The organism is Mycolicibacter engbaekii, assembly GCF_002101585.1.
Taxonomy (GTDB): Bacteria; Actinomycetota; Actinomycetes; order Mycobacteriales; family Mycobacteriaceae; genus Mycobacterium; species Mycobacterium engbaekii.
Genome location: NZ_LQOT01000016.1, coordinates 107,282 through 132,142 on the forward strand (window position 1 = coordinate 107,282; position 24,861 = coordinate 132,142).

At 68.6% G+C, this 24,861-nt stretch carries 26 protein-coding genes; 8 read left to right on the top strand and 18 right to left on the bottom strand.

Features of this window, described 5'->3' with window-relative positions; genetic code table 11:
* Positions 1 to 8 precede the first annotated feature (8 nt).
* Together AWC02_RS03865 and AWC02_RS03870 are read left to right on the top strand one after the other, a co-directional pair.
* Entirely contained in the window at positions 9 to 455 is a 447-nt protein-coding gene (locus AWC02_RS03865) for a limonene-1,2-epoxide hydrolase family protein (RefSeq protein WP_085127462.1), read from the top strand.
* A 10-nt stretch (positions 456 to 465) separates the two neighbouring features.
* Positions 466 to 870 carry a DUF5313 domain-containing protein gene (locus AWC02_RS03870; RefSeq protein WP_085127360.1) on the top strand — a complete coding sequence of 135 codons (405 nt, stop codon included), beginning with the start codon at positions 466 to 468 and terminating at the stop codon, positions 868 to 870.
* Here the strand turns inward: AWC02_RS03870 and pspM are convergent.
* The 4 genes from pspM to pgsA form a co-directional block, all read right to left on the bottom strand.
* Complete coding sequence (gene pspM / locus AWC02_RS03875) at positions 867 to 1,703, bottom strand: phage shock envelope stress response protein PspM (RefSeq protein WP_085127362.1); 837 nt, start codon at positions 1,701 to 1,703, stop codon at positions 867 to 869. The two genes, AWC02_RS03870 and pspM, sit on opposite strands and share 4 nt — an antisense overlap.
* Positions 1,704 to 1,707: 4 nt before the next feature.
* Positions 1,708 to 2,532, bottom strand: a complete 825-nt coding sequence (pspA, locus tag AWC02_RS03880; RefSeq protein WP_085127364.1) for a phage shock protein PspA — start codon at positions 2,530 to 2,532, stop codon at positions 1,708 to 1,710.
* A 104-nt stretch (positions 2,533 to 2,636) separates the two neighbouring features.
* Complete coding sequence (clgR, locus tag AWC02_RS03885; RefSeq protein ID WP_085127365.1) at positions 2,637 to 2,978, bottom strand: transcriptional regulator ClgR; 342 nt, start codon at positions 2,976 to 2,978, stop codon at positions 2,637 to 2,639.
* Between the two features lie 88 nt (positions 2,979 to 3,066).
* Positions 3,067 to 3,663, bottom strand: coding sequence for a CDP-diacylglycerol--glycerol-3-phosphate 3-phosphatidyltransferase (gene pgsA, locus AWC02_RS03890; RefSeq protein ID WP_085127367.1), 597 nt, complete (start codon positions 3,661 to 3,663; stop codon positions 3,067 to 3,069).
* Positions 3,664 to 3,717: 54 nt separating this feature from the next.
* Here pgsA and AWC02_RS03895 point away from each other — a divergent pair, with 54 nt between their 5' ends.
* Positions 3,718 to 4,242: an amino-acid N-acetyltransferase gene (locus tag AWC02_RS03895; protein WP_207567986.1), complete on the top strand. Its 525-nt coding sequence runs from the start codon at positions 3,718 to 3,720 to the stop codon at positions 4,240 to 4,242.
* On the opposite strand, the gene AWC02_RS03900 is transcribed toward AWC02_RS03895, so the two are convergent.
* Positions 4,239 to 4,748, bottom strand: a complete 510-nt coding sequence (locus AWC02_RS03900; protein ID WP_085127368.1) for a DUF421 domain-containing protein — start codon at positions 4,746 to 4,748, stop codon at positions 4,239 to 4,241. The two genes, AWC02_RS03895 and AWC02_RS03900, sit on opposite strands and share 4 nt — an antisense overlap.
* A 182-nt stretch (positions 4,749 to 4,930) precedes the next feature.
* Between AWC02_RS03900 and AWC02_RS03905 the strand changes: the two genes are divergently transcribed.
* The gene (locus tag AWC02_RS03905) at positions 4,931 to 6,292 is read left to right on the top strand and encodes a wax ester/triacylglycerol synthase family O-acyltransferase (protein ID WP_085127370.1); all 1,362 of its coding nucleotides are present in this window, start codon (positions 4,931 to 4,933) and stop codon (positions 6,290 to 6,292) included.
* Positions 6,293 to 6,335: 43 nt separating this feature from the next.
* Here the strand turns inward: AWC02_RS03905 and AWC02_RS03910 are convergent, their stop codons facing one another.
* Complete coding sequence (locus AWC02_RS03910; protein WP_207567987.1) at positions 6,336 to 8,915, bottom strand: FtsK/SpoIIIE family DNA translocase; 2,580 nt, start codon at positions 8,913 to 8,915, stop codon at positions 6,336 to 6,338.
* Between the two features lie 133 nt (positions 8,916 to 9,048).
* Here AWC02_RS03910 and AWC02_RS03915 point away from each other — a divergent pair, with 133 nt between their 5' ends.
* Together AWC02_RS03915 and AWC02_RS03920 are read left to right on the top strand one after the other, a co-directional pair.
* Positions 9,049 to 9,363, top strand: coding sequence for a putative quinol monooxygenase (locus AWC02_RS03915; protein ID WP_085127373.1), 315 nt, complete (start codon positions 9,049 to 9,051; stop codon positions 9,361 to 9,363).
* A complete protein-coding gene (locus AWC02_RS03920) occupies positions 9,360 to 10,193 on the top strand; it encodes a mycofactocin-coupled SDR family oxidoreductase (protein WP_085127375.1) in 834 nt (277 codons plus the stop codon). Before AWC02_RS03915 ends, AWC02_RS03920 begins: the two co-directional genes overlap by 4 nt.
* Before the next feature lie 73 nt (positions 10,194 to 10,266).
* On the opposite strand, the gene AWC02_RS03925 is transcribed toward AWC02_RS03920, so the two are convergent.
* From AWC02_RS03925 to thyX, 3 genes are read right to left on the bottom strand one after another with little or no spacing between them, the layout of a single operon-like run.
* Entirely contained in the window at positions 10,267 to 11,943 is a 1,677-nt protein-coding gene (locus tag AWC02_RS03925; RefSeq protein WP_085127377.1) for a ribonuclease J, read from the bottom strand.
* A gap of 7 nt (positions 11,944 to 11,950) precedes the next feature.
* Positions 11,951 to 12,853 (bottom strand): 4-hydroxy-tetrahydrodipicolinate synthase, encoded by a 903-nt coding sequence (gene dapA / locus AWC02_RS03930; protein WP_085127379.1) that lies wholly within the window; start codon positions 12,851 to 12,853, stop codon positions 11,951 to 11,953.
* A 31-nt stretch (positions 12,854 to 12,884) separates the two neighbouring features.
* Positions 12,885 to 13,637 (bottom strand): FAD-dependent thymidylate synthase, encoded by a 753-nt coding sequence (thyX, locus tag AWC02_RS03935; protein ID WP_085127468.1) that lies wholly within the window; start codon positions 13,635 to 13,637, stop codon positions 12,885 to 12,887.
* A 72-nt stretch (positions 13,638 to 13,709) separates the two neighbouring features.
* On the opposite strand from thyX, the gene AWC02_RS03940 reads away from it, so the two are divergent.
* Positions 13,710 to 15,197, top strand: a complete 1,488-nt coding sequence (locus tag AWC02_RS03940; protein ID WP_085127381.1) for a flavin-containing monooxygenase — start codon at positions 13,710 to 13,712, stop codon at positions 15,195 to 15,197.
* 109 nt (positions 15,198 to 15,306) lie between these two features.
* Here the strand turns inward: AWC02_RS03940 and AWC02_RS03945 are convergent, their stop codons facing one another.
* The 4 genes from AWC02_RS03945 to AWC02_RS03960 form a co-directional block, all read right to left on the bottom strand.
* Positions 15,307 to 15,999 (bottom strand): sensor domain-containing protein, encoded by a 693-nt coding sequence (locus AWC02_RS03945; RefSeq protein ID WP_085127383.1) that lies wholly within the window; start codon positions 15,997 to 15,999, stop codon positions 15,307 to 15,309.
* Positions 16,000 to 16,108: 109 nt separating this feature from the next.
* Complete coding sequence (locus AWC02_RS03950) at positions 16,109 to 17,320, bottom strand: winged helix-turn-helix domain-containing protein (protein ID WP_085127385.1); 1,212 nt, start codon at positions 17,318 to 17,320, stop codon at positions 16,109 to 16,111.
* Entirely contained in the window at positions 17,317 to 17,796 is a 480-nt protein-coding gene (locus tag AWC02_RS03955) for a dihydrofolate reductase (protein WP_046321768.1), read from the bottom strand. Before AWC02_RS03955 ends, AWC02_RS03950 begins: the two co-directional genes overlap by 4 nt.
* Positions 17,793 to 18,593 (bottom strand): thymidylate synthase, encoded by an 801-nt coding sequence (locus AWC02_RS03960; protein WP_085127387.1) that lies wholly within the window; start codon positions 18,591 to 18,593, stop codon positions 17,793 to 17,795. Before AWC02_RS03960 ends, AWC02_RS03955 begins: the two co-directional genes overlap by 4 nt.
* Before the next feature lie 85 nt (positions 18,594 to 18,678).
* Here AWC02_RS03960 and AWC02_RS03965 point away from each other — a divergent pair, with 85 nt between their 5' ends.
* Complete coding sequence (locus AWC02_RS03965) at positions 18,679 to 19,419, top strand: dienelactone hydrolase family protein (protein WP_085127389.1); 741 nt, start codon at positions 18,679 to 18,681, stop codon at positions 19,417 to 19,419.
* A 195-nt stretch (positions 19,420 to 19,614) separates the two neighbouring features.
* On the opposite strand, the gene AWC02_RS03970 is transcribed toward AWC02_RS03965, so the two are convergent.
* The 5 genes from AWC02_RS03970 to AWC02_RS03990 are packed head-to-tail and all read right to left on the bottom strand — an operon-like array spanning position 19,615 to position 24,853.
* A complete protein-coding gene (locus AWC02_RS03970; protein ID WP_085127391.1) occupies positions 19,615 to 21,021 on the bottom strand; it encodes an MFS transporter in 1,407 nt (468 codons plus the stop codon).
* Positions 21,005 to 22,033, bottom strand: a complete 1,029-nt coding sequence (locus AWC02_RS03975; protein ID WP_085127393.1) for a phosphotransferase family protein — start codon at positions 22,031 to 22,033, stop codon at positions 21,005 to 21,007. Before AWC02_RS03975 ends, AWC02_RS03970 begins: the two co-directional genes overlap by 17 nt.
* A complete protein-coding gene (locus AWC02_RS03980) occupies positions 22,034 to 22,801 on the bottom strand; it encodes an SDR family oxidoreductase (RefSeq protein WP_085127395.1) in 768 nt (255 codons plus the stop codon).
* Positions 22,798 to 24,018 (bottom strand): acyl-CoA dehydrogenase family protein, encoded by a 1,221-nt coding sequence (locus AWC02_RS03985; protein ID WP_085127397.1) that lies wholly within the window; start codon positions 24,016 to 24,018, stop codon positions 22,798 to 22,800. The genes AWC02_RS03980 and AWC02_RS03985 overlap by 4 nt, the downstream gene beginning before the upstream one ends.
* Positions 24,019 to 24,031: 13 nt before the next feature.
* Entirely contained in the window at positions 24,032 to 24,853 is an 822-nt protein-coding gene (locus tag AWC02_RS03990) for an SDR family oxidoreductase (RefSeq protein WP_085127470.1), read from the bottom strand.
* Positions 24,854 to 24,861: the final 8 nt, after the last annotated feature.

Sequence of the window (24,861 nt, forward strand, 5' to 3'; positions counted from 1 at the left end):
TGGCAGGCATGACCGAACTGACTGACCAGCACGGCGCCGCGGACACCGCCGAGAACATCCGCATCGTTGAGACCTTCCTCGAAGCCCTCCGCGACGAGGATCTCGACGCGGCGGCCGCAGCGCTCGCCGAGGACGTCGTGTATCAGAACGTCGGGCTGCCGACCATCTACGGCCGCAGCGCCACGGTCAAGGTGTTCCGCCGGTTGGCCGGACGCGGGTCGTTCGACGTGAAGACCCACCGCATCGCCGCCGACGGCTCGGCGGTGCTCACCGAGCGCACCGACGTGCTGACGCTGGGTCCGCTGCGGCTGCAGTTCTGGGTGTGTGGAGTGTTCGAGGTGCACCACGGGCGGATCACCTTGTGGCGCGACTACTTCGACTTCCTCGACATGTTCAAGGCGCTGCTGCGCGCGGTGGCAGCCACGGTGTTTCCGGCGCTGCGCCCGACGCTCTAAGGTCACGACCGTGTCAAAGCGCCCCAACCCGATTCAATACATCCGTTACTGCTACGGGCGCCCGTTGCCGCCGGAGCTGCTGGACTGGGTCCGCAACGACCTCGCCGGGCGCGGCGCCACCATCCGGATGATCATGCGCGCCGCCGTGCCCACGACGCTCATCCTGATCCCGTTCTGGTTCCTGCCTGCCGACTTCATGACGCATTTCACCATGACGTTTCCGATCTGGTTCATGGTGATTCTGTTCGCACATGCGCTCAACAAGGTGTGGCGCACCCACATGCTGCGCATGCACGGCCTCGACCCGGAACTCGCCAATGCCCGCAAGCGGCAGCGCGACGCCCACATCCACCGTTCCTACGTGGAACGCTACGGCCCGCGGCCGGACGTGGATCAGCGCAGCGACGACATTTAGACGACCCGGGGCAACTCGGCCAGTTCGTCGAACGCCTGGGCCCAGCCCAGCATCCGGTCGGTCGCACCGGCCAGCTCCTCGCGGTAGCGCCGCTGCGACATCGGGGAATTGGCCGGGTCACCGGTCAGGGTCGCCGAGCCGTCGTTGGCAGAGGCAACCAGTTGCGCTGCGGCGGTGACCATCTCGTTGTACTGGCGGACGCCGGCGCTGAGCTGCGCGGTGAACGCGTTGATGGTCGGCACCAGGTATTGGCGAGACTGCGGACTGTCCTGCACGGCGCGCTCCATGGACACCACCTCAGCAGCGGTGGCCGCCATGGTGGATGCCGCGCGGTTGACGGCGTCGGTCAGTTCGGTGATCTCGTCGGCGGGCAGCAGCCGGCCCCGCTCGAGCACGCCCAGCAGCGAGAGCATCCCCCGCTCGGAGGCGCCCAGCGCGTACATCGCCGGACGCGCCGCCGAACCAGCCGCCGGCAGCCGCCGCGCGGTGGCCGCACGCACGGCCGGCAACGGCGCGGCGCGCAACCAGCGGTAGCGCAGCAACAACAGAGTGGCCGGCGCAGCGGCCCCCGCCGACACCAGTCCGGTGATCAGCAGCACCCACACCGGCGTCGACCAGGAGGCCAACACCGCCGTCACCAACATCCAGAACCCGCAGGTGGCACCGAAGAACAGGCCCAGCCGCAGCGCCCACCGCCGCTTACGCAGCATTCTGGCCCGCGGATCGGCCAGGGCACCCAGCCTGGCGGCCAGGACGTCGGCGGCCTCGCTGGCCCGGTCCACGGCACGCTGCAGCAGCGGATGCCGGGCGCTGCCTCCGAGTGTCGCGGCCACGTCGCTACCGTCCCAGCGGATTCTCGGGGGTTGGGTTCGCCCCCGACTGCGGGGCCGCCGGCGTGCCCTGGCCGGCCGCGCGGGCCGATCCGCCCGCAGGCAGCGACTCGCCGCGCATGGACGCCCGGATCTGCTCGAGACGGGAATGACCGGCCATCTGCACACCGGCCTGCTCGACTTCGAGCATCCGCCCCTGCACCGATCCCTGGGCAAGCTCGGCGGCTCCGATCGCGTTGGCGTAGCGCCGCTCGATCTTGTCGCGCACTTCATCGAGGCTCGGGGTCGTGCCCGGGGCCGCGATCTCGCTCATCGAGCGCAGCGATGCGCTGACCTGCTCCTGCATCTTGGCCTGCTCAAGCTGGCTGAGCAGCTTGGTGCGTTCGGCGATCTTCTGCTGGAGGACCATGGCGTTCTGCTCGACCGCCTTCTTGGCCTGCATCGCCGCGGAGAGGGCCTGGTCGTGCAGGGCCTTGAGGTCTTCCACGCTCTGTTCGGCGGTGACCAGCTGCGCCGCGAACGCCTCGGCGGCGTTGTTGTACTCGGTGGCCTTCGCCGCATCCCCGGCGGCCGTGGCCTGGTCGGCCAGGGTCAGCGCCTGGCGCACATTGACCTGCAGCTTCTCGATGTCGGCCAGTTGGCGGTTCAGCCGCATCTCCAGTTGCCGCTGGTTGCCGATCACCTGAGCGGCCTGTTGAGTCAGGGCCTGGTGCTGGCGCTGCGCCTCTTCGATCGCCTGCTGGATCTGCACCTTGGGATCGGCGTGCTCGTCGATCTTCGAGTTGAACAGCGCCATCAGGTACTTCCACGCCTTGACGAACGGGTTGGCCATCAGTCAGCTCCGTCTGCTCGTTGTCCGGTGTTGTCGCTCCACCGGCTACCGCTGATCAATTTATCGGGTCCGGGGTGCTCGGGTGGGTGTTCAGGCGTGGCGCGTCACGCTGAAACCGCCGATGCTAGCCCGCGAATCGGCGGGATCACCACCTTGGTGCCGGCATCGATGCGGGTCACTGCGGCCTGGCGCTGTGCCTGGTCGGACCGCTCGGCGTGGGCCAAGCGGGATCCGGCATCGAAGAGCACCCGCGACAGCGGGATCTGCAACGCCGCGCAGATCGCGTTGAGTAGCTCACTGGACGCCTCTTTGCGGCCCCGCTCGACCTCCGAGAGGTATCCGAGGCTGACCCGCGCGGTGTCGGACACCTCGCGCAGCGTGCGCCCCTGGGCCGTCCGGGCCTGGCGCAGCACCTCACCGACCGACTCCCGCAGCAATGTCGTCATCGTGCACTCCCCTCCCGGGTCAACCTCGGCGATTCACCGTCATGACCTCAACGCGCACCGTCCCCCGATGGGTTCCCGAAGGACGCGGTCAAGTTGCGGCCGGGCCGCCGCGCAGGTCGGTGACCGCTGAGACCACGTAGTCGATCCCGGTCAGCACGGTCAGAATCACCGCCACGGCCATCACCGTCCAGGCCGTCACCAGCCAGGGCCCGGACAGCGGCAGGATCAGCAGGCCGATGCCCACGGCCTGCACCAGGGTTTTGAGTTTGCCGCCGCGGCTGGCCGGGATCACGCCTCGGTGCAGCACCGCGAACCGCAGCACCGTGATCCCGATCTCGCGGGCCAGGATCAACACCGTCACCCACCACCACAGGTCGCCGAGCATCGACAACCCGATCAGCGCGGCGCCGATCAGTGCCTTGTCGGCGATCGGGTCGGCCAGCGTGCCGAATTCGGTCACCATGCCGTAGTTGCGCGCCAGGGTGCCGTCCAGCCGGTCGGTGATGATCGCCACGGCGAAGATGACGAACGCCGCGATGCGCGTCCTCGGATCGTGGCCCTCCTCGGCGAACAGCGCCAGCAGGAAGACCGGGACCAGCCCCAACCGCATGACGGTCAGTGCGTTCGCGAGATTGACCACGGGGACGTTCGTCACCGTCGGACCGGTTTTAGGGTGCCCCGACACGGCGTCAGAATATCTGTTGTCCAGGCCGAAACGAGAAACCGATACTGTGCAGCTGTGAATCTTGCGGCGGACCGACCGGCCCAGCGGCCGGTGGTCCGGCGTGCACGCACCTCCGACGTCCCGGCGATCAAGCGGCTGGTGGACATTTACGCCGGCAAGATCCTGCTGGAAAAGAACCTGGTGACGCTCTACGAGTCGGTCCAGGAGTTCTGGGTCGCCGAGGACGCCGACCAGCAGGTGGTGGGGTGCGGTGCCCTGCACGTGTTGTGGGCAGACCTCGGTGAGGTACGCACTATCGCGGTGGATCCGGGGCTGACCGGGCACGGGATCGGACACGCGATCGTCGACCGCCTGCTGGCTGTCGCCCGCGAGCTGGAGTTGCAGCGGCTGTTCGTGCTGACCTTCGAGACCGAGTTCTTCGCCCGCCACGGGTTCACCGAGATCGACGGAACACCGGTGACCGCCGAGGTGTACGAGGAGATGCAACGTTCCTATGACGTCGGCGTGGCCGAATTCCTGGACCTGAGCTACGTCAAGCCCAACACCCTGGGTAACACCCGGATGCTGCTGATCCTCTAGTCGACGATCAGATCACGCGACCGGCGGGTGGCGCCGATGAGAAAGCTGAACTGTCCGTCGGACTCCATGCGGCCCTCCCGGACCACGGAGAGATCCGCGATCCCCTGCTTGCGGGCCTGCTCGCGGACCTGCTCCTCGGTGATCATCTCTTTGCGCATGTTCTGGTGCAGCAGCGCGCCGTCCTGAATCACCAGCAGCGGACCGGGCCGCAGGAACCTGGCCACGGCCGGCCAGCGGTGCGCCATCCAGTTCAGCAGATAGGACCAGCCGATGATCACGCCGACCAGCAAGATGCCGTCGCTGATCGATCGGTAGCCGCCGGCCATCCCGTTCTGCGCCGCGTCGGCGATCAACACCACGACGATGAGGTCGGTGATGCCGTTGGTGCCGGCCTCGCGTTTGAGCACCACTCGCAGCATCGCGTAGATCGCGATGTAGATGACAGTCCCGCGAATGAAGATCTCCGAGGGCGGTGTATCGAAAGCGAAAAGTCGTGCCCACTCCACGGGGCGAGATTACGCGCCCCTCTGACCGGGGAAGACTGCCGGTGTCCAGTCCGTAGCCGCTCTGTGGCCGGCATGTGGCCCGCACCGGTGCGCGGGGCCGGACGTGAGGACTTCCGGCCCTGCCGTACGCTACCGCCACAGGAGATAGTGGTACTGACAGTTGCAGACAACTGGAGGTAGCTGTGGCCGAGTACTTGACCCCCCTGGACGCCGGCTTTCTGGGGCTGGAGGATTCCGACGACAACGTCAGCATGGCCACGGGGACGCTCGCGGTGCTCGAGGGCCCGATGCCCGAGCACGCCGCTCTGGCGGCGACGCTGGCCGAGCGCCTGCGCGGCTGTCCCCGGTTCGGACAGCGGCTGGTCCGCCACGCCCTGGATCTGAGCGCACCCGAATGGGTCGATGATCCGCACTTCGACGTCGCTCACCACATCGGCCGGGTCGCGGCGCCGGCGCCCGGCGGAGACGCCGAGCTGCACGCGGTGGTCGCCGACGTGATGTCGTGGCGTCTGGACCGCGACCGTCCGCTCTGGGAGATCTGGGTGATCGGCGGTCTCAGCGACGACCGGTGGGCCCTGCTGATGAAGGTCCACCACTGCATCGCCGGCAGCACCGCCGCCGCGCACATGCTCACCGGCCTGTCCGACAACGGTATGAGCCAGCACGGGCCCGGCGCCGCGGCGCCGCCCGCTGCCGACCGCCCGGCGCACACCCGGCCGCTGCTGGACCTCAATCCGGTGCATTGGGTGTACAACCTGCGCGGCGTCGTCGAACTTGCCAGCGGTCTGCTGCAGCCGGCTTCGTCGCCGCTCAACGGTCCGATCACCAGCCGGCGCCGCTACAGCACCGCACGGGTGCCGCTCGACGGCATCGAACAGGTGTGCCGGGCGTTCGAGGTGACCGTCGACGACGTGGTGCTGGCGGCGCTGACCGAGAGCTACCGCGACTTCATGATCCGCCGCGGTGAGATTCCCGAGCCCGATTCGCTGCGCACCCTGGTTCCGTTCTCGCCGTCGTCCCCCGACGCCGCACCGACCGCCGAGAGCCGGGCTTCGGTGCTGCTGCCCCGGCTGCCGGTCGAGGAGTCGAACCCGATCCGGCGGCTGCTGGCGGTGCGTTCCCGGCTGGCGCAGGCCAAAGCCGGCGGCCAGCGGCACGCCGCGCGTGCCGTCATCTCGGCGGCCGGCCTGCTTCCCGTCACGTGGTCGGGGTGGGCGGCCCGGCTGTTCGGCCAACTCCGCCAGCGCGGGGTCGTGGCGCTGGCCACCAATGTCGCAGGCCCGGCCGAGCCGTTGCAGATCATGGGTTGCGACGTGGTTCAGGTGCTGCCGGTACCTCCGATCGCGATGCAGCTTCGCGCCGGCGTCTCGGCTCTGAGCTACGCCGGGGACCTGTTCATCGGGGTGCTGGCCGACTTCGAGTTCGCCGCGGTCGACGAACTGGCGCGGGGTCTGGAGGCTGCGGTGGCCCGGCTGGTGGCGCGCAGCCGACGACGCAGGCCGCTCCGCGACTGGCACGGCCTGGCATTGGTGCGCAGCGCCTAGCGCTCCCCCCGGGGCACGGTTCCCCGGTCGTCATCGGCGCCGGCTAGAAGTCTTCGCCGTCCCCGGTGTCCGGCTCGCCGCCGCCGCGAATCGCCATCAGGGTGGCCGCCAGCTCGTCGGGCTTGACCAGTACCTGCCGCGCCTTGGAGCCCTCGGACGGTCCGACGATGCTGCGGGTCTCCATCAGGTCCATCAGCCGGCCGGCCTTGGCGAAGCCCACCCGCAGCTTGCGCTGCAACATCGAGGTGGAACCGAACTGGCTCGACACCACCAGCTCGACGGCCTGCAGGAAGACCTCCATGTCGTCGCCGATGTCGGGGTCCACGTCGGCGCGGTCGCCGCTGGGCTTCACCGCGGTGACGCCCTCGGTGTACTCGGGCTCTGCCTGGTCCTTGCAGGCGCTGACGACGGCCTGGATCTCCTCGTCGGAGATGAACGCGCCCTGCAGCCGGATCGGCTTGTTCGCACCCATCGGCAGGAACAGGCCGTCGCCCATCCCGATCAGCTTCTCCGCGCCCGGCTGGTCGAGGATGACCCGGGAATCGGTCAGCGAGGAGGTGGCGAATGCCAGCCGGGACGGCACATTGGTCTTGATCAGACCGGTGACGACGTCAACCGACGGCCGCTGTGTGGCCAGCACCAGGTGGATGCCGGCGGCGCGGGCCTTCTGGGTGATCCGCACGATCGCGTCCTCGACATCGCGGGGAGCGGTCATCATCAGGTCGGCGAGCTCGTCGACCACCGCAAGGATGTAGGGGTAGGGCCGGTAGACCCGTTCGCTGCCCAGCGGCGTGGTGATCTCCCCGGAGCGGACCTTGTCGTTGAAGTCGTTGATGTGGCGCACCCGGGATGACTTCATGTCCTGGTAACGCTGCTCCATCTCCTCGACCAGCCAGGCCAGCGCGGCGGCCGCCTTCTTGGGCTCGGTGATGATCGGGGTGATCAGATGTGGAATGCCTTCGTAGGGCGTCAGTTCCACCATCTTGGGGTCGATCAGGATCATCCTGACCTCTTCGGGGGTGGCGCGCGCCAGCAGTGACACCAGCATGGAGTTGACGAAGCTGGACTTGCCCGAGCCGGTGGAGCCGGCCACCAGCAGGTGCGGCATCTTGGCCAGGTTGGCGCAGATGAAGTCGCCCTCGATGTCCTTGCCCAGGCCGATCACCAGCGGGTGGTGGTCGGAGCGGGTGGACGGCGCGGTCAGCACGTCGGCCAGCCGCACCAGTTCACGGTCGGTGTTGGGCACCTCGATACCCACGGCGGACTTGCCCGGAATCGGCGCGAGCATCCGCACGCTCTCGGTGGCCACCGCGTAGGCGATGTTGCGCTGCAGGGCGGTGATCTTCTCGACCTTGACCCCCGGTCCCAGTTCCACCTCGTAACGGGTGACGGTGGGTCCGCGGGTGCAGCCGGTGACCGCCGCATCGACCTTGAACTGCTCCAGCACCGAGGTGATCGCGTCGGCCATCTGGTCGTTGGCGGCAGTGCGTGTCTTCGGGGGATCGCCGGCGACCAGCAGGCTCAGTGCGGGCAGCGTGTAGGGGCCTTCGACCACCCGGTCGAGGACCACCGTGGTGTCGGCGGGTTTGGCCTTGGGCTCCTTGGTTGCCTTGCGGCGCACGGGCTTGACCGGGGGCGGCGGTGCGGCCGGCGGTTCCTCGAGTGGGTAGTTGTCCAGCGGGCTGCGCGACTGCCAGTCCGGGGCGTCGTCGATCACGTCGGTATCGACGGCGGCGAACCGGCTGCTTCCGGCCCGCGTCCCGGCGGCGATGTCGTGGCGAACGTCGTCGTTGCGAGCGCGATCGTCCTCGGCACCTTCGTAAGCCGGGTCGTAGCCCTGATCGTCGTATTCGTCGTATTCGGCATCGTCGTAGTCGCCGTAGTCGTCGTAGTCGTCGTAGTCGCCGCGGAACATCGCCCGCAGGGCCTCCGGCGCCTCACGCAGGGTGGTCCCGGTGAGCAACAGCGCCCCGAACAGCACACCGATGCACAACAGCGGTGCGGCGATCCACGCCGTGAGCCCGTCGGCGAGCGGGCCGCCGATCGCGAATCCCACGAACCCGGCGCCGTGCAGACGCCCGTCGGGACTCTGCGGCGAACCCGACCACAGGTGCCACAGGCCCAGGAGCGGCAACGCGATCATGGCCGAGCCGAGGATCAGCCGGGGCCGGTTCTCGGGGTCTGGTTCGGTGCGCATCAGTAGCACGGCGGCGCCCGCGGCCAAGACCGGCAGCAGCACCACGGCCCCGCCGACCACGGCGCGCAGACCGGTGTCGATCCACGCGCCGACCGGCCGGGCGGCATCCAGCCAGCAGCTCGCCGCGGTCACCACGGCCAGGCCCAGCAGTGCCAGCGCGATGCCGTCGCGGCGATGCCCGGGGTCAATGTCGTGTGCGCGACCGACAGAACGTGCGGCGCTTCCGGCGCCCTTGGCCACCATCAGCCAGGTCGCACGGGCGACGCGCCCGAGGGCCATACCGACCGCCACCGGACGGGCCGGCTGCGGCGCGGCACGGCGCGCCTTGGCCGGCCGAGCAGCCCGCGATCCCCCCTTGGCAGCCTTCGACCTGGTCGTTCGGGTGCCAGAACGCGCAGGGGCCCTACTAGCGGTCTTACTAGCCATATGGGCAAGCCTAGTCGCAAATACCCCATCTGCACCATATGCCACACTGGCCCCGAGCGACCCGATCGCCGCACGTACGGCGGCCGGCTGGGTAGGGTGACCGGGGAATCCCCCCTCTTCCAAGGAGTCGCACATGCCCGTGGTCGTCGTCGCCACCTTCGCCGTCAAGCCGGAATCGGTCGAAACCGTCCGCGAAATCTGCACCAAGGCGGTGGCGCAGGTACACCAGGAGCCCGGCTGCGAGCTGTACTCCCTGCATGAGGCCGACGGGGCGTTCGTGTTCATCGAGCAGTGGGCCGACGGTGAGGCCCTCAAGGCGCACTCGACCTCGCCGGCCTCCGGTGAGCTGTTCGGCAGCCTCAGCGAGCACCTGGCCGGCGCACCCGAGATCAAGTTGCTCAACGCCGTGCCCGCAGGCGACCCCGCCAAGGGCCAGCTGCGGCCGTGACGGCCCGGCCGTCGGACAAAGCCCAGCAGGGCAAGGTCGCCCTGATCACCGGCGCGGCCCGCGGCCAGGGGCGCGCCCATGCCCTGCGCCTGGCCGCCGACGGCGCCGACATCATCGCCGTCGACCTGTGCGATCAGATCGACAGCGTGCCCTATCCGCTGGCCGTCGCCGAGGACTTGGCGACGACAGCGGAGCTGGTCGAACGCACCGGTGCGCGCATCGTGGCCCGGCAGGCCGACGTGCGGGACCAGACGGCACTGGGCGCCGCGGTGCAGGCCGGACTCGACGAGCTGGGCCGGGTCGACATCGTGGTGGCCAACGCCGGTATCGCCCCGATGGCCGCGTCCGACGGCTGGCGTGACGTCATCGACGTCAACCTGACCGGCGCCTACCACACCATCGAAGCGGCACTTCCGGCGATGATCGCCCAAGGCGAGGGCGGATCGATCGTGCTGATCAGCTCAGTCGCGGGCCTGGCCGGCATCGGCAGTCACGACGCGGGCGCGATCGGTTACGCCGCGGCCAAGCACGGGTTGGTGGGGTTGATGCGGGTTTACGCGAACCTGCTGGCGCCGCACAGTATTCGGGTGAACTCGGTGCACCCGGCCGGGGTCGATACGCCGATGATCAACAACGACTACGTGCGGGGCTGGCTTGCGGAGCTCACCGCCGCGACGGGCTCGCCACCGGACATGGGCAATGCGCTGCCGGTGGCGGTGCTGCAACCGGAGGACATCGCCAATGCGGTGGCCTGGCTGGTCTCCGATGCGGCCCGCTATGTCACCGGCATAGCCATGCCCGTCGACGCCGGCTTCGTCAACAAGCGATAAGCCACGGCAAGCGTCAGGCCGCGAACCGCCCGAATCGTCCGCCCACGCCGAAACACGCAGCGGCTGTGCCGGATCAGATCTCGAGCACCGTCGGCACGATCATCGGCTGACGCCGGTAGGTCTCCCCCACCCACTTGCCCACCGTGCGGCGCACCGCCTGGGCGATCCGGACCGGGTCGGTGACCCCTTCTGCGGCGAGCGACTCCAGCTCCGCCTCGACCTTGCGCACGGCCGGCTCCAGCGCCTTGGGATCTTCGGAGAAACCACGCGAATGCAGGTGCGGCGCAGCCAACGGCTTTCCGGTGCCGCGGCGCAGCACCACCGTGATCGCGACGAATCCGCTCGACAGGATCAGCCGCTCCCCCAGCGTCGCGTCGCCCACGTCGCCGTCGACGAGTCCGTCGACGAACATCTTGCCGACCGGAACCGCCCCGGCGATGCGAGCCTGCCCGGCGACCAGATCGACGCTGACCCCGTTCTCGGCCAGCAGGATCGACTCCTCCGGCACCCCGGTACGGGCGGCCAGCGCGGCGTTGGCCCGCAGCATCCGCCAGGTGCCGTGGACGGGCATCACATTGCGCGGCCGGATCCCGTTGTAGAGGAACAGCAGCTCCCCGGAGTACGCATGCCCGGAGACGTGCACGCGGGCCGCGGCGTTGGTGACCACCCGGGCGCCGATCTTGGCCAGGGCGTCCAGCACGCCGAAGACCGCTTCCTCGTTGCCGGGGATCAGCGACGACGACAGGACCACCAGGTCACCGGCGGTCAGCGTGATCGACCGGTGCTCGCCGCGCGACATGCGCGACAGCGCCGACAGCGGTTCGCCCTGCGTTCCGGTGGTGACCAGCACCACCTTGTCCGGCGGCATCATCTCGGCGGCCCCGATGTCCACCAGATCCGAGTCCGCCACCCGCAGGAAGCCCAATTCCTTCGCGATGCCCATGTTGCGCACCATCGACCGGCCGACGAAGGCCACCCGCCGGCCCTGCGACACCGCGGCATCGACGATCTGCTGCACCCGGTCGACGTTGGAGGCGAAGCAGGCCACGATCACCCGGCCCTCGGCCCCGCGGATCAGCCGGTGCAGGGTGGGCCCGACCTCGCTCTCGCTCGGCCCGACCCCGGGGATCTCGGCGTTGGTGGAGTCGCACAGGAACAGGTCCACGCCCTGGTCGCCCAGCCGGGACATGCCGGGCAGGTCGGTGGGGCGCCCGTCCGGTGGCAGCTGGTCGAGTTTGATGTCGCCGGTGTGCAGCACCGTGCCCGCGCCGGTATGCACCGCGATCGCCAGCGCATCGGGGATCGAGTGGTTCACCGCGAAGTATTCGCATTCGAACACGCCGTGGGTGCTGCGCTGGCCTTCTGCCACCTGAACGAACACCGGCTTGATGCGGTGCTCCCGGCACTTGGCGGCGACCAGTGCCAGGGTGAACTTCGAACCGACAACCGGGATGTCGGCCCGCAGTTTGAGCAGGAACGGGATGGCGCCGATGTGGTCCTCGTGGGCGTGCGTCAGCACCAGCGCCTCGACGTCGTCGAGCCGGTCGGCGATGTGGCGGATGTCGGGCAGGATCAGATCGACGCCGGGCTCGTCGTGGCCGGGGAACAGCACGCCGCAGTCGATGATCAGCAGCCGGCCGAGGTGCTCGAAAACGGTCATGTTGCGGCCGATTTCGCTGATTCCGCCCAGCGCGGTGACACGCAGCCCGCCTTCGGCCAACGGACCCGGCGGAGTGAGATCCTCGTTCACCTGTGCCTCACCCGAGGACAGCCGCGGCGCGCATGTCGATGGCCAGTTCCTCGACCTCCGCGGCGGACGCCGGCACCATGGGCAACCGCGGGTCGCCTACCTCGAAGCCCTGCAACCGCAGGCCGGCCTTGACGAAGGTCACCCCGCCCACCCGGCCCATCGCATTGGACAGCGGGGCGATCGAGACGTTGATCTTGCGGGCGGTCTCGACGTCGCCGGCGGTGAAGGCTGCGAGCATGTCGCGCAGCTGCCCGGCTGCGAAGTGCGACACCACGCTGACGAAACCGGTAGCGCCCATGGCCAGCCAGGGCAGGTTCAGCGCGTCATCGCCGGAGTAGTAGGCCAGCCCGGTCTCAGCCATGATCTGCGCCCCGGCGTGCAGGTCGCCCTTGGCGTCCTTGATGGCCACGATGTTGGGGTGTTCGGCCAGTTCGAAGATGGTGTCGGGAGCGATCGGCACCACCGAGCGGGCTGGGATGTCGTACAGCATCACCGGTAGCGAGCTGGCGTCCGCGACGGCGGTGAAGTGCGCCAGCAACCCGGCCTGCGACGGACGCGAGTAGTACGGCGTCACCACCAGCAGGCCATGCGCCCCGACCCCGGCGCACGCCTCGGCCAGCCGCACACTGTGCTCGGTGTCGTTGCTGCCGGCGCCGGCGATGATGCGGGCCCGGTCGCCGACCGCCTCGACCACCGCACGCAGCAGCGTGAGCTTCTCGTAATCCGCGGTGGTCGGCGACTCGCCGGTGGTGCCTGAGATCACCAGACCGTCGCAACCGGCGTCGATGAGGCGATTGGCCAGCCGGACCGCCGTGTCGGTGTCCACCGAGCCGTCCGCGCCGAAGGGGGTCACCATGGCGGTCAGCACGGTGCCGAACTGCGCCTTGGCGTCGAATCCGCTGCTGCTCACGGCCCCAAGATTACCTGGCGCCCGGACGCACTCAGACCTCGGTGGCGAGCGGACTGGTCGCGACTTCGGTGCCATCGGCCAGCGTGCTGATCTGGAAGTCCCCGAACGCCGCCGGCGCCGCATCCAACAACTGGCGCAGGCACTCGACGGCCAGCCGCCGGATCTCGACGTCGGCGTGCTCGCTGGCCCGCATCGCGATGAAATGCCGCCAGGCCCGGTAGTTGCCGGTCACCACGATGCGGGTCTCGGTGGCGTTGGGCAACACGGCGCGGGCGGCCTGACGGGCCTGCTTGCGCCGCAGGGTCGCGTTGGGCTGATCGGCGAACTTGGCTTCCAGCCGGGCCAGCAGCGTGGCGTAGGCGGCGTGGCTGGCGTCGGCGGCCTCGATCAGGATCTGCTGCAACTCCGGATCGTCCTGTATACCGGGGGGCAGCACGACCCGAGAATCCGGTTCGGGGACGTAGCGCTGCGACAGTTGCGAGAACGAGAAGTGCCGGTGCCGGATCAGCTCGTGGGTGGCCGACCGGGACACTCCGCTGATGTAGAACGTGACCACCGCGTGCTCGAGCACCGAGAAATGGCCGACGTCGATGATGTGCTTGAGATAGCCGGCGTTGGTGGCGGTGCGCGGGTTGGGCTTGGACCAGCTCTGATAACAGGCCCGGCCGGCGAACTCCACCAGGGCCTGCCCGCCGTCGGCATCGGTGCTCCAGGGCACGTCCGGCGGCGGAGTGAACTCGGTCTTGGCAATCAGTTGCACGCGCAGCGGCGCCGTCTCGGCCACGGCACTCACCTTAAGGTGTGCCGGCCGGCGCCGAGCAGGGTGCGCTCTGCGAGCCTGCGATAAAGTGGAAAAATGTCTTCGCAGCAGGTAGAGGTACTGATCGTCGGGGCGGGATTCGCGGGCATCGGTGCCGCCATTCAGCTCAAGCGCCTCGGCATCGAGGACTTCGTCATCCTCGAGCGCGAAGACGATCTCGGCGGCACCTGGTATGTCAACCATTACCCGGGACTGGCAGTCGACGTTCCCACCACCACCTACTCGTATTTCTTCGAGCCCAATCCCAACTGGTCGCGGATGTTCAGCCCTGGCCCGGAAATCAAGAAGTACGCCGAGGACGTCGCCGCCAAGTACGACGTGCCGCGCCACATCCGGTACAACACGGAGGTCGAGGGCGCCCGCTGGGACGAGGACGCCTCGCTGTGGTGCGTCACCCTGGCCGACGGCGAAACCATCAGTTCGCGGTATCTGATCACCGCAACCGGTTTCCTGTCGCAGCCGCACATCCCCGACATCGCCGGTATCGAGACTTTCGAAGGCCGGGTCATCCACACCACCAAGTGGGACGACGAGTACAGCCCCGCCGGTGAGCGCATCGCGGTGATCGGCACCGGAGCCACCGCCGTCCAGTTGATCCCCGAACTCGCCAAAACCGCCGCTGACCTGACGGTGTACCAGCGCACCCCGATCTGGGTGGTGCCCAAGATCGACCTGCGCTTCGCCCCGTGGGCCAAGCGGATGTTCGCCCGATTCCCCTGGACCCAGCGCGTCTTCCGCTGGCTCACCGACTCCGTCTACGAGGTGATGGTCTCCATCGGCGTCCGCCACTACTCGATGTTCCGGGGCCGGTTCAACATCGCGGCCGGCGATCTGGCCAAGATCAACCGGTTCCTGGTCATCCGGGACAAGGAGCTGCGCCGCCGGCTCACCCCGGATTACGACTTCGGGTGCAAGCGTCCGACGTTCTCCAACGGCTACTACCAGGCGTTCACCCGGCCCAATGTGCACCTGCAGGATGCCGGTATCGACCACATCGAAGCCGACGGAATCGTCGGCAAGGACGGCGCAAAGGTCGAGATCGACACGCTGGTGCTGGCCACCGGATTCGATCTGTGGGAGGCCAACTTCCCGGCCATCGAGGTGATCGGCCGGGAAGGCCGCAACCTCGGGAAGTGGTGGCGCGAGACCCGCTTCCAGGCCTATCAGGGCGTGTCAATGCCGTACTTCCCGAACTACTTGAGCCTGGCCGGTCCGTATGCGTTCCTGGGGTTGAACTTCTTCAACACCATGGAGTACCAGATGCGGCTGATGGACCGGCTGTTCTCCGAGGTCAAGCGACGGGGGGCGACGACGTTCGAGGTCACCGAGGAGGCCAACACCCAGTTCCTGGAACGGATGACCGAACTGCTCGGCGAGTCGGTGTTCACCCAGGGCAATTGTGCCAGCGCCCACTCGTACTACTTCAGCCCCAACGGCGATCCCGCGCTGCTGCGCCCGACGTCGACCGAGACGGCGATTCGGGAGGCCAGGGAATTCCCGTTGAGCGACTACCGCATCAGCTGACCGCCCCGAGAAGGCTGTTGCGAACTGCAATCAGTTGCCCGCGCAGCGGCGCCGTCGCCACCGCGGCACTCCCCTTAAGGTGTGCCTGCCCGGCCTGGTAAAAGGCCCGTCAGCCGTTGGGCACCTTCTCGGCGATCTGCCGGGCGATGACGACCGCGGAGTCCTTGGGGTCCGCACTACAGGTGTTCACGTCGATCACGATGTTGTTCGCCACGGTCAACGCCCGCCCGCAGGCCCAGCTGGCGTCGTTGCCGGCGTTGCTCTGGGTCGCGATGGTGCTCAGCATGCCGTCGGTGTTGACGATGGGCGCGGCGATCCAGGTGCTGCCGCTCTGCACATGGCTGTACTCCTCGCAGGCCAGCCACTGCTCGGCGGAAGCGGCGAAGAACGCCGCGGCCTGATTCGCCGACGGGAACGCGACCACGGCCTGCTCGACGTAGTGCTCGAAATCGTCGCCCTCGCTCATGGCCTGCTCCCGCACCCCGGTGTAACCGCTGTCGGCGTAGACCAGCGCCTGGCCGGCGCCGTCGATGGCCAGGCATTCGCGGGGCTGCATGCTGGCGCTGTCGTCCGACAGGGCGTTGTGGATGCGGGTGACGACCATGTCGGTCGCCTCCATGATCGGGTTGACCTGTTCGGGGGGCAGCAGCAGGGCGCGCAGCCCGGTCTCGGCGACCGGCACCGGCGGGGTGGTGGTCACCGCGGTGGTGGCCGGCGGCAGAACTCTCACCCCGTGCTGCCCGCAACCGGCGGCCAGCACCGCACCGACGACGACAAGCCCGCACCTGGCAGCGACCCGCATACGATCCCCCGACATCCCCGGATCGACGCCCCTATCACCCGCGACGCCGATCTGCTCCCGCCCGCCACCCTAGCGCGGCCCGACCGGCCCCGCCGCTACACCTGCCGGCTCAGCGCGCCCGCAGCGTGGCGGCCAGATCTCCCCGGTCGCCCACGGTGATCCCGCTGAGCCCCAGCCAGCCGGCCATGGACTCCAACTGCGACCACAACGCCGCGCCCACCTGCTCGCGGGACCGGCCCGGTTCGGCGAACGCCCCGACGACGTGCAATGCATCGCGCTGCCTATCCGCCTTGAGATCCACTCGGCCCACCAGTTCCCCGTCCAACAGAAACGGCCAGACGTAGTAGCCGTACTGGCGCCGCGCCGCCGGGGTGTAGATCTCCAGTCGATAGTGGAAACCGAACAGCCGCGCCACCCTTGGCCGATAGAAGATCAGCGGATCGAACGGACACAACAGCGCGGTGCCGCGGTCGGCCCGCGGTATCGACTGCCCGGCATGCAGGTAGGCCACGCTGTCCCAGCCCTGTACGGCGACCGGCTCCAGGTCGCCGTCGGCCACCAGCCGGGCGATCGCCGGCTTGGTCTGGGCGGCCGACAGCCGAAAGTAGTCCCGCAGGTCGGCCTCGGTGGCCACCCCCAGCGCACCGGCCGCCCGCCGTACCAGCTCGCGGACCGCCTCGTCGTCATCGACCTCGACCGCCAGTACCTGCGGCGGCAGCACGTTCTGGACCAGGTCGTAGTGCCGGGCAAATCCGACCCGGGTGGCGGTGGTCAGCACACCGGAGGCGAACAACGCCTCGGCCACCCATTTGGTGTCGCTGCGGTTCCACCACGGCCCTTTGCCGGCCCGCCCGGATGCGGCGGCAAGATGCGCTTCGATCTGGCCGGCGGTCGCCGGTCCGAGTTCCCCGATCGCGGCAGTCACATCGGCGACCAGTTGCGGGTTGCGCCGCACGATCGCCGAGCCCCACCGGCCGTGGGGCCACTGCCGCATCCGCCAGCGCAGCAACGGCCAGTCCTCGACGGCCATCAGCGCCGCCTCATGCGCCCAGTACTCGACCAGCAGCCGCGGCGAGCGGGCGCTGTGGCTCCACGCGGCCCGGTCGAGGACCGTACGGTCGTAGGGACCCAGCCGGCTGAAGACCGGCGCGTAGTGGGCGCGCACCGCGACCGACACCGAGTCCAGTTGCAGAACCTGTATGCGCGAGATCAACCGCTGCAGGTGCGCCCTGCTCACTGCAGCCCGCGGCCTGGCCTGCGTGAACCCCTGTGCGGCCACGGCGATTCGCCGTGCCTGCGCCGAGTTCAGCGTGGGTGTCACCGCAGGTAGCTGCAGAACCGGTACCGCAGACCTGTTGCGCTGGTGAGCCACTCGCCCTTGACCACCGACCACTGGTGGTCGAGTTCTGGAGCGGCGGCATCCCCGTCGCGTGGCGGCAGGTCGAGGTCGATCTCGGTGACTTCGCACCGGTCGGCTTTGGGCAGTGCGAGCTGGTAGATCTGCGCGCCGCCGATCACCCAGGTCTCGGCGTCGGTCAGCGCCGCGTCCAGGGAGGCGACCACTTCGGCCCCGTCAGCGCGGTAGTGCGGCTGGCGGGTCACCACCACGTTGGGGCGCCCGGGCAGCGGCCGCACCGAGGCCGGCAGCGACTCCCAGGTCAGCCGGCCCATCACCACCCGGTGCCCCAGGGTGAGCGCCTTGAAACGCGCCTGGTCCTCAGGCAGCCGCCACGGTATGCCGCCGTCCCGGCCGATCACGCCGGAGACGGACTGCGCCCAGATCAGAGCAAGCGTCATACGGCCACGGGCGCTTTGATCGCCGGGTGTGGATCGTAGCCGTGGATCTCGATGTCGTCGTAGGTGTAGTCGAAGATGGAATCACGTTTCGCCAGAACCAGTTTCGGGTAGGGGCGCGGCTCCCGAGACAGCTGCTCGCGCACCTGGTCCACGTGGTTGTCATAGATGTGGCAGTCTCCGCCGGTCCAGACGAACTCGCCGACGCCCAGCCCGGCCTGGTCGGCCATCATGTGGGTGAGCAATGCGTAGCTGGCGATGTTGAACGGCACCCCGAGGAACAGATCGGCGCTGCGCTGGTAGAGCTGGCAGGACAGTTTCTGGTCGGCGACGTAGAACTGGAACAGCGCATGGCAGGGGGCCAGCGCCATCTTGCTCAGTTCACCGACGTTCCAGGCCGAGACGATGATCCGGCGGGAATCGGGGTCGGTGCGCAGCAACTCCGCCGCGGCCGCGATCTGGTCGATCTGCTCTCCCGACGGGGTAGGCCACGAGCGCCATTGCACTCCATAGACCGGGCCCAGATCGCCGGTGGGGCTGGCCCACTCGTCCCAGATGGTGACGCCGTGCTCGTTGAGCCACTCGATGTTGGAATCGCCGCGCAGGAACCACAGCAGCTCATAGATCACCGATTTGACGTGCACCTTCTTGGTGGTGATCAGCGGGAATCCGGCGGCCAGGTCGTAGCGCACCTGGTGACCGAACAGGCTGCGGGTTCCGGTGCCGGTGCGGTCCGCCTTGGGAGTTCCGCTCTCGAGCACCAACCGCAGCAGATCCTCGTACGGTGTGGCGATCGGCACGCGCTTAGCTTAGCGGCGAGGGCAAGCGGGGCGAAGCCACGCGCCGCTGTAGGGCCCGCGCATGTGGCGGAGTACAACAGAGGCCATGCCTATGATCACCGACACCGTTGCCACGCCCGACGGCGACTGCCCCGTCCGCCTGTTCACCCCGGAGGGGTCCGGGCCCTGGCCGGGCGTCGTGATGTATCCGGACGCCGGCGGGGTCCGCGCGACCTTCGACGATATGGCCGCCGAGCTGGCCGGCATGGGCTACGCGGTGCTGCTGCCCGACGTGTACTACCGAAACCCCGGCTGGGCACCGTTCGACATGGCGACGGTGTTCGCCGATGCCGGCGAGCGCAGCCGGCTGTTCTCGATGATCGGCACGGTGACGCCAGAGCGGATGGCCACCGACGCGCAGGCGTTCTTCGACTATCTGGAGGCCCGTCCCGAGGTGCGGGGGCACAAGTTCGGGGTGTGCGGTTACTGCATGGGCGGCCGCACTTCGGTGGTGGTTGCCGGACGGGTGCCCGATCGGGTGGGTGCCGCGGCCTCCTTCCACGGCGGCGGCCTGGTGACCGATGACGCCGACAGCCCACACCTGTTGGCCGACCGGATGACGGGCACGATCTATGTGGCCGGCGCGGCGAACGACGCCGGGTTCACCCAGGAGAACGCCGCGACGCTGGACGAGGCGCTGAGTGCCGCGGGCGTCACTCACACCGTCGAGATCTATCCGGCCGCGCACGGCTTCGCCGTCCCCGACAACGCGCCGTATGACGCCGACGCCGCGGCCCGCCACTGGGCGGCGATGCGCGAGGTCTTCGACGGGGCACTCGGCGGTTAGCGAGGCTCGACGAAGGAGAGCCGAAGCTGGACCGCCGAAGTATGCCCGGCGGTTAGCGAGGCTCGACGAAGGAGAGCCGAAGCTGGACCGCCGAAGTATGCCCGGCGGTTAGCGAGGCTCGACGAAGGAGAGCCGAAGCTGGACCGCCGCATCAAACCCGGCGGTTAGCCAGGCTCGACGAAGGAGAGCCGAAGCTCAGAGAGCTACCAGTTCGGTGTCCCTGGTCTCGTGCATCACCAGCAGCGCCACAAAGGAGCAGGCGGCCACCGTCGCCAGGTAGCCGCCCACCCAGGCCACGCCATGGCTGGTGACCAGCCAGGTGGTGATGAACGGCGCCACCGCCGCTCCCAGGATGCTCGCCGCGTTGTAGGCCACACCGGACCCGGTGTAGCGGACGTTGGTCGGGAACAGCTCCGGCAGCACCGCACTCATCGGACCGAAGACCAAGCCCATCAGGGTCATACCGACGATGAGGAAGGCCAGCATCGTGCCGGTGGAGGCGGCCGGCTTCAGGAACGCGCCGAAAGTGGCCCCGTACACCATGATTCCGGCGGTGAAGATCAGCAGCAGGGAGCGCCGGCCGAAGCGGTCGGCCAGCCTTCCGACGATGGGCAGCACACAGACGAAGAACACCACGGCGATCAGCTGAAGTCCGAGGAAGTCGGCGTAGCCGTAGCCCAGCCCGAATCCCTCGGGTGGGCGTTTGGCGGTGCCGTAGCTCAAGCTCCACGTCGTCACGGTGTAGAAGAGCGTGTAGGGCACCACCATCACCAAGGTGCCGATGACCAGCTGGCGCCAGCTGCCCCGCAGCAGCGCCGCGATCGGAGCCTTCACCGGCGTCCCTGCGGCGACCGCTTGGGCGAAGACCGGGGTTTCGGTCAGCCGCAGCCGGACGTACAGGCCGACGGCCACCATGACGGCGCTCAGCAGGAACGGGATGCGCCAGCCCCAGGCCAGAAATGCCCCGGGACCGTCCGCGCCGGCGGTGACCGGTCCCGACCACCGGAACAGGATCAGGAAGATCATGGTGGCGAGCAGATATCCCAGCGGCGCACCCAGCTGCGGCCAGATTCCCGCCGTCGCCCGCCGGCCCGGTTTGGCGGTCTCGGTGGCCAGCAAGGCCGCCCCGCTCCATTCACCGCCGATCGCCAGGCCCTGGCTGAATCGCAGCACGGCCAGCAGCACCGGGGCGAGCAGACCGATCTGGTGATAGGTCGGCAGCACACCGATCAGAAACGTGGCGATACCCATCAGCAGCAACGAGGCGACCAGAGTCGACTTCCGGCCCAGGCGATCACCGAAATGGCCGAACAGGATCGAGCCCAGCGGGCGCGCCACGAACGCCAGGCCGAACGTGGCCAACGAGGCCAGCAGCGCCGCCGTGGAATCGCCATGCGGGAAGAACAGGTGCGGAAAGACGGTGACGGCGGCGGCCGCATAAATGTAGAAGTCGTAGAACTCGATGGTGGTGCCGACCATCGCCGCCACCGCGATTCGCCGGCGCGGAACGCCGTCGACGAGGTCGGGCTCCACGGCGCCGGCGGTGCCATGGGGCGCTCCGTCGGCACGATAGGCCGTGCTCACCTCAGAGGCCCGCCTCATCGGCGACTCCGCACGCCCGGTCCACCAGCGCGTCGATCCACGCGGTGATCGGCGTGCCGGCGGCGGCTTTGTTGGCCGGGTTGTCCAACACCCGCCGCACGATTCCTTCGGCGATGATCGCGACCTTCCACAGGCCAAGAGCATGCCAGTACTGCAGCGTCCCCGCGTCACGCCCGGTCAATTCCAGATAGACCCGGGCCAGCTCCGCCCGGTCCGGGAAGCCCTCGAGCGTGCTGATGACGAAGTCCCCGGCGGTCTGCTCTTCGCCGGCCTCAGGCCAGTACGCCAGCAGACTTCCCATGTCGGCCAGCGGATCTCCGAGCGTGGACAACTCCCAGTCCAGCACCGCGATCACCTGGCCGTTGCCCGGGTCGGTGATCACGTTGCGCAGGTGGAAGTCTCCGTGGACCAGCGTCAGCTCCCGCTGCTGCGGCACGGCGGCGGTCAGTCGCCGGGTCAGCTCGTCGAGTGCGGGCAGTTCTCGTGTCTTGGACTTCTCCCACTGCCCGGCCCAGCGTTTGAGCTGTCGCTGGGCGTACGGCTTGTGGCTGGCCAGATCATCGAGGCCCACCGCGGCGATGTCGACGGCGTGAATCCTGGCCAGCGTCTCGGGCATGGACAGCCCGATCTGTCGGCGCCGCTGCGGAGACAACGCCTCTCCCACCGACATCCGGTCGACCACCACCCCGTCGATGTACTCCATCAGCAGCAGCGGCGTGCCTTCGCCATCACGGGTCAACCCGTAGACCCGCGGTGTGGGGACATCGGTGTCGCCCAGCGCGGCCAGGATTCGCGCTTCCCGGGCCACATCGTGCGCCGATGCCAGCAGCGTCCCCACCGGCGGGCGGCGCAGCACCCAGTCGTGACCGGCGCCGTCGGAGACCCGATAGGTCAGGTTCGACTGCCCGATTCCGATTCTCTCGAAGGTCAGCGGACCCCGGACGGGCAGGCCCAGTCCGGCGATCCACGTCGCCGCAGCGGCCGGATCGATTCCCAGGGGCTGTTCGACCACTCAGCCCTCCCGGAAACCCGTTGCGTCACCCAGGATCTGGCCGCCGTCTATGACGAGTGTCTGCCCGGTGATCCAGCTCGCCGCATCTGAGACCAGAAACATCACCGCGTCGGCGACGTCGACCGGCTCGCCGATGCGGCCCAGCGGCATGGTGGTGGCCAGGTCCTGCTCGTGCTCCTTCCACAGCGCCTCGGCCAGCCTGGTGCGCACCACCCCCGGGCAGATGGCGTTCACCCGGATTCCGGGGGACAGTTCCAGCGCAAGCTGCTTGGTGATGTGGATCAGGGCCGCCTTGGTGGCGTTGTACATGCCCATCAGCGGCGCGTGGCTCATTCCGCCGATCGATGCCGTATTGACCACCACACCGCCGTTGTCGCCCATCCACGCCTTGACCGCGCAGGAGGTCCACAGCAGCGGTCCCCACAGGTTGACGTCGAAGATCTTGGCGAACCGGGCGTGGTCCTGCTCGATCAGCGGCCCGAACGCCGGATTGGTACCGGCGTTGTTGACCAGGATGTCGAGGCTGCCGAACCGTTGCAGGGTGAGCTCGACGCAGCGACGGGCCGCGTCGTCGTCGGCGACGTGGGCGGCCACACCCAGCGCGGCGCCGTTGATCTGGGCCGCTGCGGCGTCAGCGCTGTCCTGGGTGCGCGAGGTCAGCACCACGTTGGCGCCCGCCTCGGCCAATCGCTGTCCGATCGCCAGCCCGATCCCCCGCGACGCACCGGTGATGATGGCGGTGCGTCCGTGGAGATCCGGTGTGGTCACCGGGGATCCTCGCGGTACTTGCGTAGCTCCTGACGGGCGATGGCGCGCTTGTGCACCTCGTCGGGCCCGTCGGCCAGCCGCAAGGTGCGCAGGTGCGCCCAGAAACCGGCCAGCGGGAAGTCCTCGGTGACCCCGCCGGCACCGTGCACCTGAATGGCCCGGTCGACGATTTTGAGCGCGATATTGGGCGCTGCCACCTTGATCGCCGCGATCTCGACCTGCGCTGCCTTGTTGCCGACGGTGTCCATCAGGTAGGCGGTCTTGAGCGTCAGGAGCCGGACCATCTCGATGTCGATGCGGGCCTCGGCGATCCAGTCGCGAATGTTGGCGTTGTCGGAGACCGGCCGGCCGAAGGTCACCCGGGACTGCGCGCGCTTGCACAACAGCTCCAGAGCACGCTCAGCCATGCCGATCGCCCGCATGCAGTGGTGGATCCGGCCGGGCCCGAGACGCGCCTGGGCGATCGCGAACCCCTCTCCCTCGCCTTTGAGCACGTCCTTGGCGGGCACCCGGACGTCTTTGAAGTCGATTTCGGCGTGGCCTTCGCGATCCTGATAGCCGAAGACCGTCACGCCGCGCCGGATGGTGACTCCCGGGGCGTCGATGGGAACCACCATCATCGACTGCTGACGGTGGGTGGCGGTGTTTGGATCGGTCTTGCCCATCACGATCATCACCTTGCAGTTCTGATGCAAAGCGTTGGAGGCAAACCACTTCCGGCCGTTGAGCAGGTAGCCGTCGCCGTCGCGCACCATGGACAGCTGGACGTTGGTGGCATCCGAGCTGGCCACCTGCGGCTCGGTCATCGCGAAAGCCGACCGGATGGTGCCCTCCAACAACGGCTTGAGGTAGCGCTCTTTGTGTTCGTCGCTGCCGAACAGCGTGAACACCTCCATGTTGCCGGTGTCGGGGGCGCTGCAGTTGCAGGCCTCCGGAGCCAGATGCGGACTGCGTCCCATGATCTCGGCCAGGGGTGCATATTCCAGATTCGTCAGGCCCGGCCCCCATTCGGGGTGGGGGTGAAACAGGTTCCACAGGCCGCGCGCGCGGGCCTGGGCTTTGAGCTCTTCGATGATCGGGGGCTGGTAGTGCGGGTCGCCGGATTCGGCCATCTGCGTCTCGTACACCGGCTCGGCCGGGTAGACGCACTCGTCCATGAACTCCAGCAGGTCGTCGCGATATTTCGTTGCGCGCTCGGACATTTCAAACAGAGACATACCAGCTCCTCATCTAGGACACTTCGGGGTCGAGCAGGCCCCGCTGGTAGCGGCGCATGCCGCGCAACCAGCGGTCGTAGTCGGCGGCCTTGTGCCGGAACATCTCCAGCACGGCCGGGTGCGGCAGGATAAGGAACCGCTCGTCGTCGATGGCGGCGAGCACCTGTGCGGCCACGTCGGCGGGTTCGAGCACTTCACCCGCGGCCGTTACCGCGCGGGTGGCCAGCTCACCCATCGGGTCACCGGATTGCTCACCGGCGTAGAGCAACTTGGTGTTGACGCCCATGGGGCACAGGCAGCTGACCCGCACACCCTGGTCGCCGTAGGTGATGTTGAGCCATTCGGCGAACCCGACGGCCGCATGCTTGGTGACCGAGTAGGCGGCCCCGCCCAATTGGGTGAGCAGGCCGGCCGCCGAGGCGGTGGAGATGAAGTATCCCTGTCCGCGCTCCACCCAGCCCGGGATTAGCAGCTGAGCCGCCCGGATGTGGGAGCGCAGATTGACGTCGATGGCCACATCCCAGTCGGCGTCGCCGGCCAGGCCGGTGGCACCGACGATGCCGGCGTTGGCGAAGTACAGGTCGACCGGGCCAAAGGTCTGCTCGGCCAGGGCGATCAGTTCCCGGATGGTCTCGGTGTCCGATACGTCGCCGCCGCGACCGATCGCGGCACCGGGGTGCACGCTGTTGATCTCGTCGGCCACCGCGCGCGCGGCGTCGGCGTCGAGGTCAGCCACGACCACCTTGGCCCCGACGGCGGCCAGCGCCGCGGCCAGGGCTCCCCCGATACCGCCACCGCCCCCGGTGACGATCGCGATTCGGTCGGCAACCTTCATCGGCAGCA

Bases quoted from the DNA above. Each gene is read 5' to 3' on its own strand.
- AWC02_RS03865 (WP_085127462.1), top strand. From the start codon at position 9: ATGACCGAACTGACTGACCAGCACGGCGCCGCGGACACCGCCGAGAAC.
- pspA (WP_085127364.1), bottom strand. From the start codon at position 2,532: ATGGCCAACCCGTTCGTCAAGGCGTGGAAGTACCTGATGGCGCTGTTC.
- clgR (WP_085127365.1), bottom strand. From the start codon at position 2,978: ATGACGACATTGCTGCGGGAGTCGGTCGGTGAGGTGCTGCGCCAGGCC.
- AWC02_RS03910 (WP_207567987.1), bottom strand. From the start codon at position 8,915: ATGGCTAGTAAGACCGCTAGTAGGGCCCCTGCGCGTTCTGGCACCCGA.
- AWC02_RS03915 (WP_085127373.1), top strand. From the start codon at position 9,049: ATGCCCGTGGTCGTCGTCGCCACCTTCGCCGTCAAGCCGGAATCGGTC.
- AWC02_RS03940 (WP_085127381.1), top strand. From the start codon at position 13,710: ATGTCTTCGCAGCAGGTAGAGGTACTGATCGTCGGGGCGGGATTCGCG.
- AWC02_RS03945 (WP_085127383.1), bottom strand. From the start codon at position 15,999: ATGCGGGTCGCTGCCAGGTGCGGGCTTGTCGTCGTCGGTGCGGTGCTG.
- AWC02_RS03955 (WP_046321768.1), bottom strand. From the start codon at position 17,796: ATGACGCTTGCTCTGATCTGGGCGCAGTCCGTCTCCGGCGTGATCGGC.
- AWC02_RS03965 (WP_085127389.1), top strand. From the start codon at position 18,679: ATGCCTATGATCACCGACACCGTTGCCACGCCCGACGGCGACTGCCCC.
- AWC02_RS03970 (WP_085127391.1), bottom strand. From the start codon at position 21,021: ATGAGGCGGGCCTCTGAGGTGAGCACGGCCTATCGTGCCGACGGAGCG.
- AWC02_RS03985 (WP_085127397.1), bottom strand. From the start codon at position 24,018: ATGTCTCTGTTTGAAATGTCCGAGCGCGCAACGAAATATCGCGACGAC.
- AWC02_RS03990 (WP_085127470.1), bottom strand. From the start codon at position 24,853: ATGAAGGTTGCCGACCGAATCGCGATCGTCACCGGGGGCGGTGGCGGT.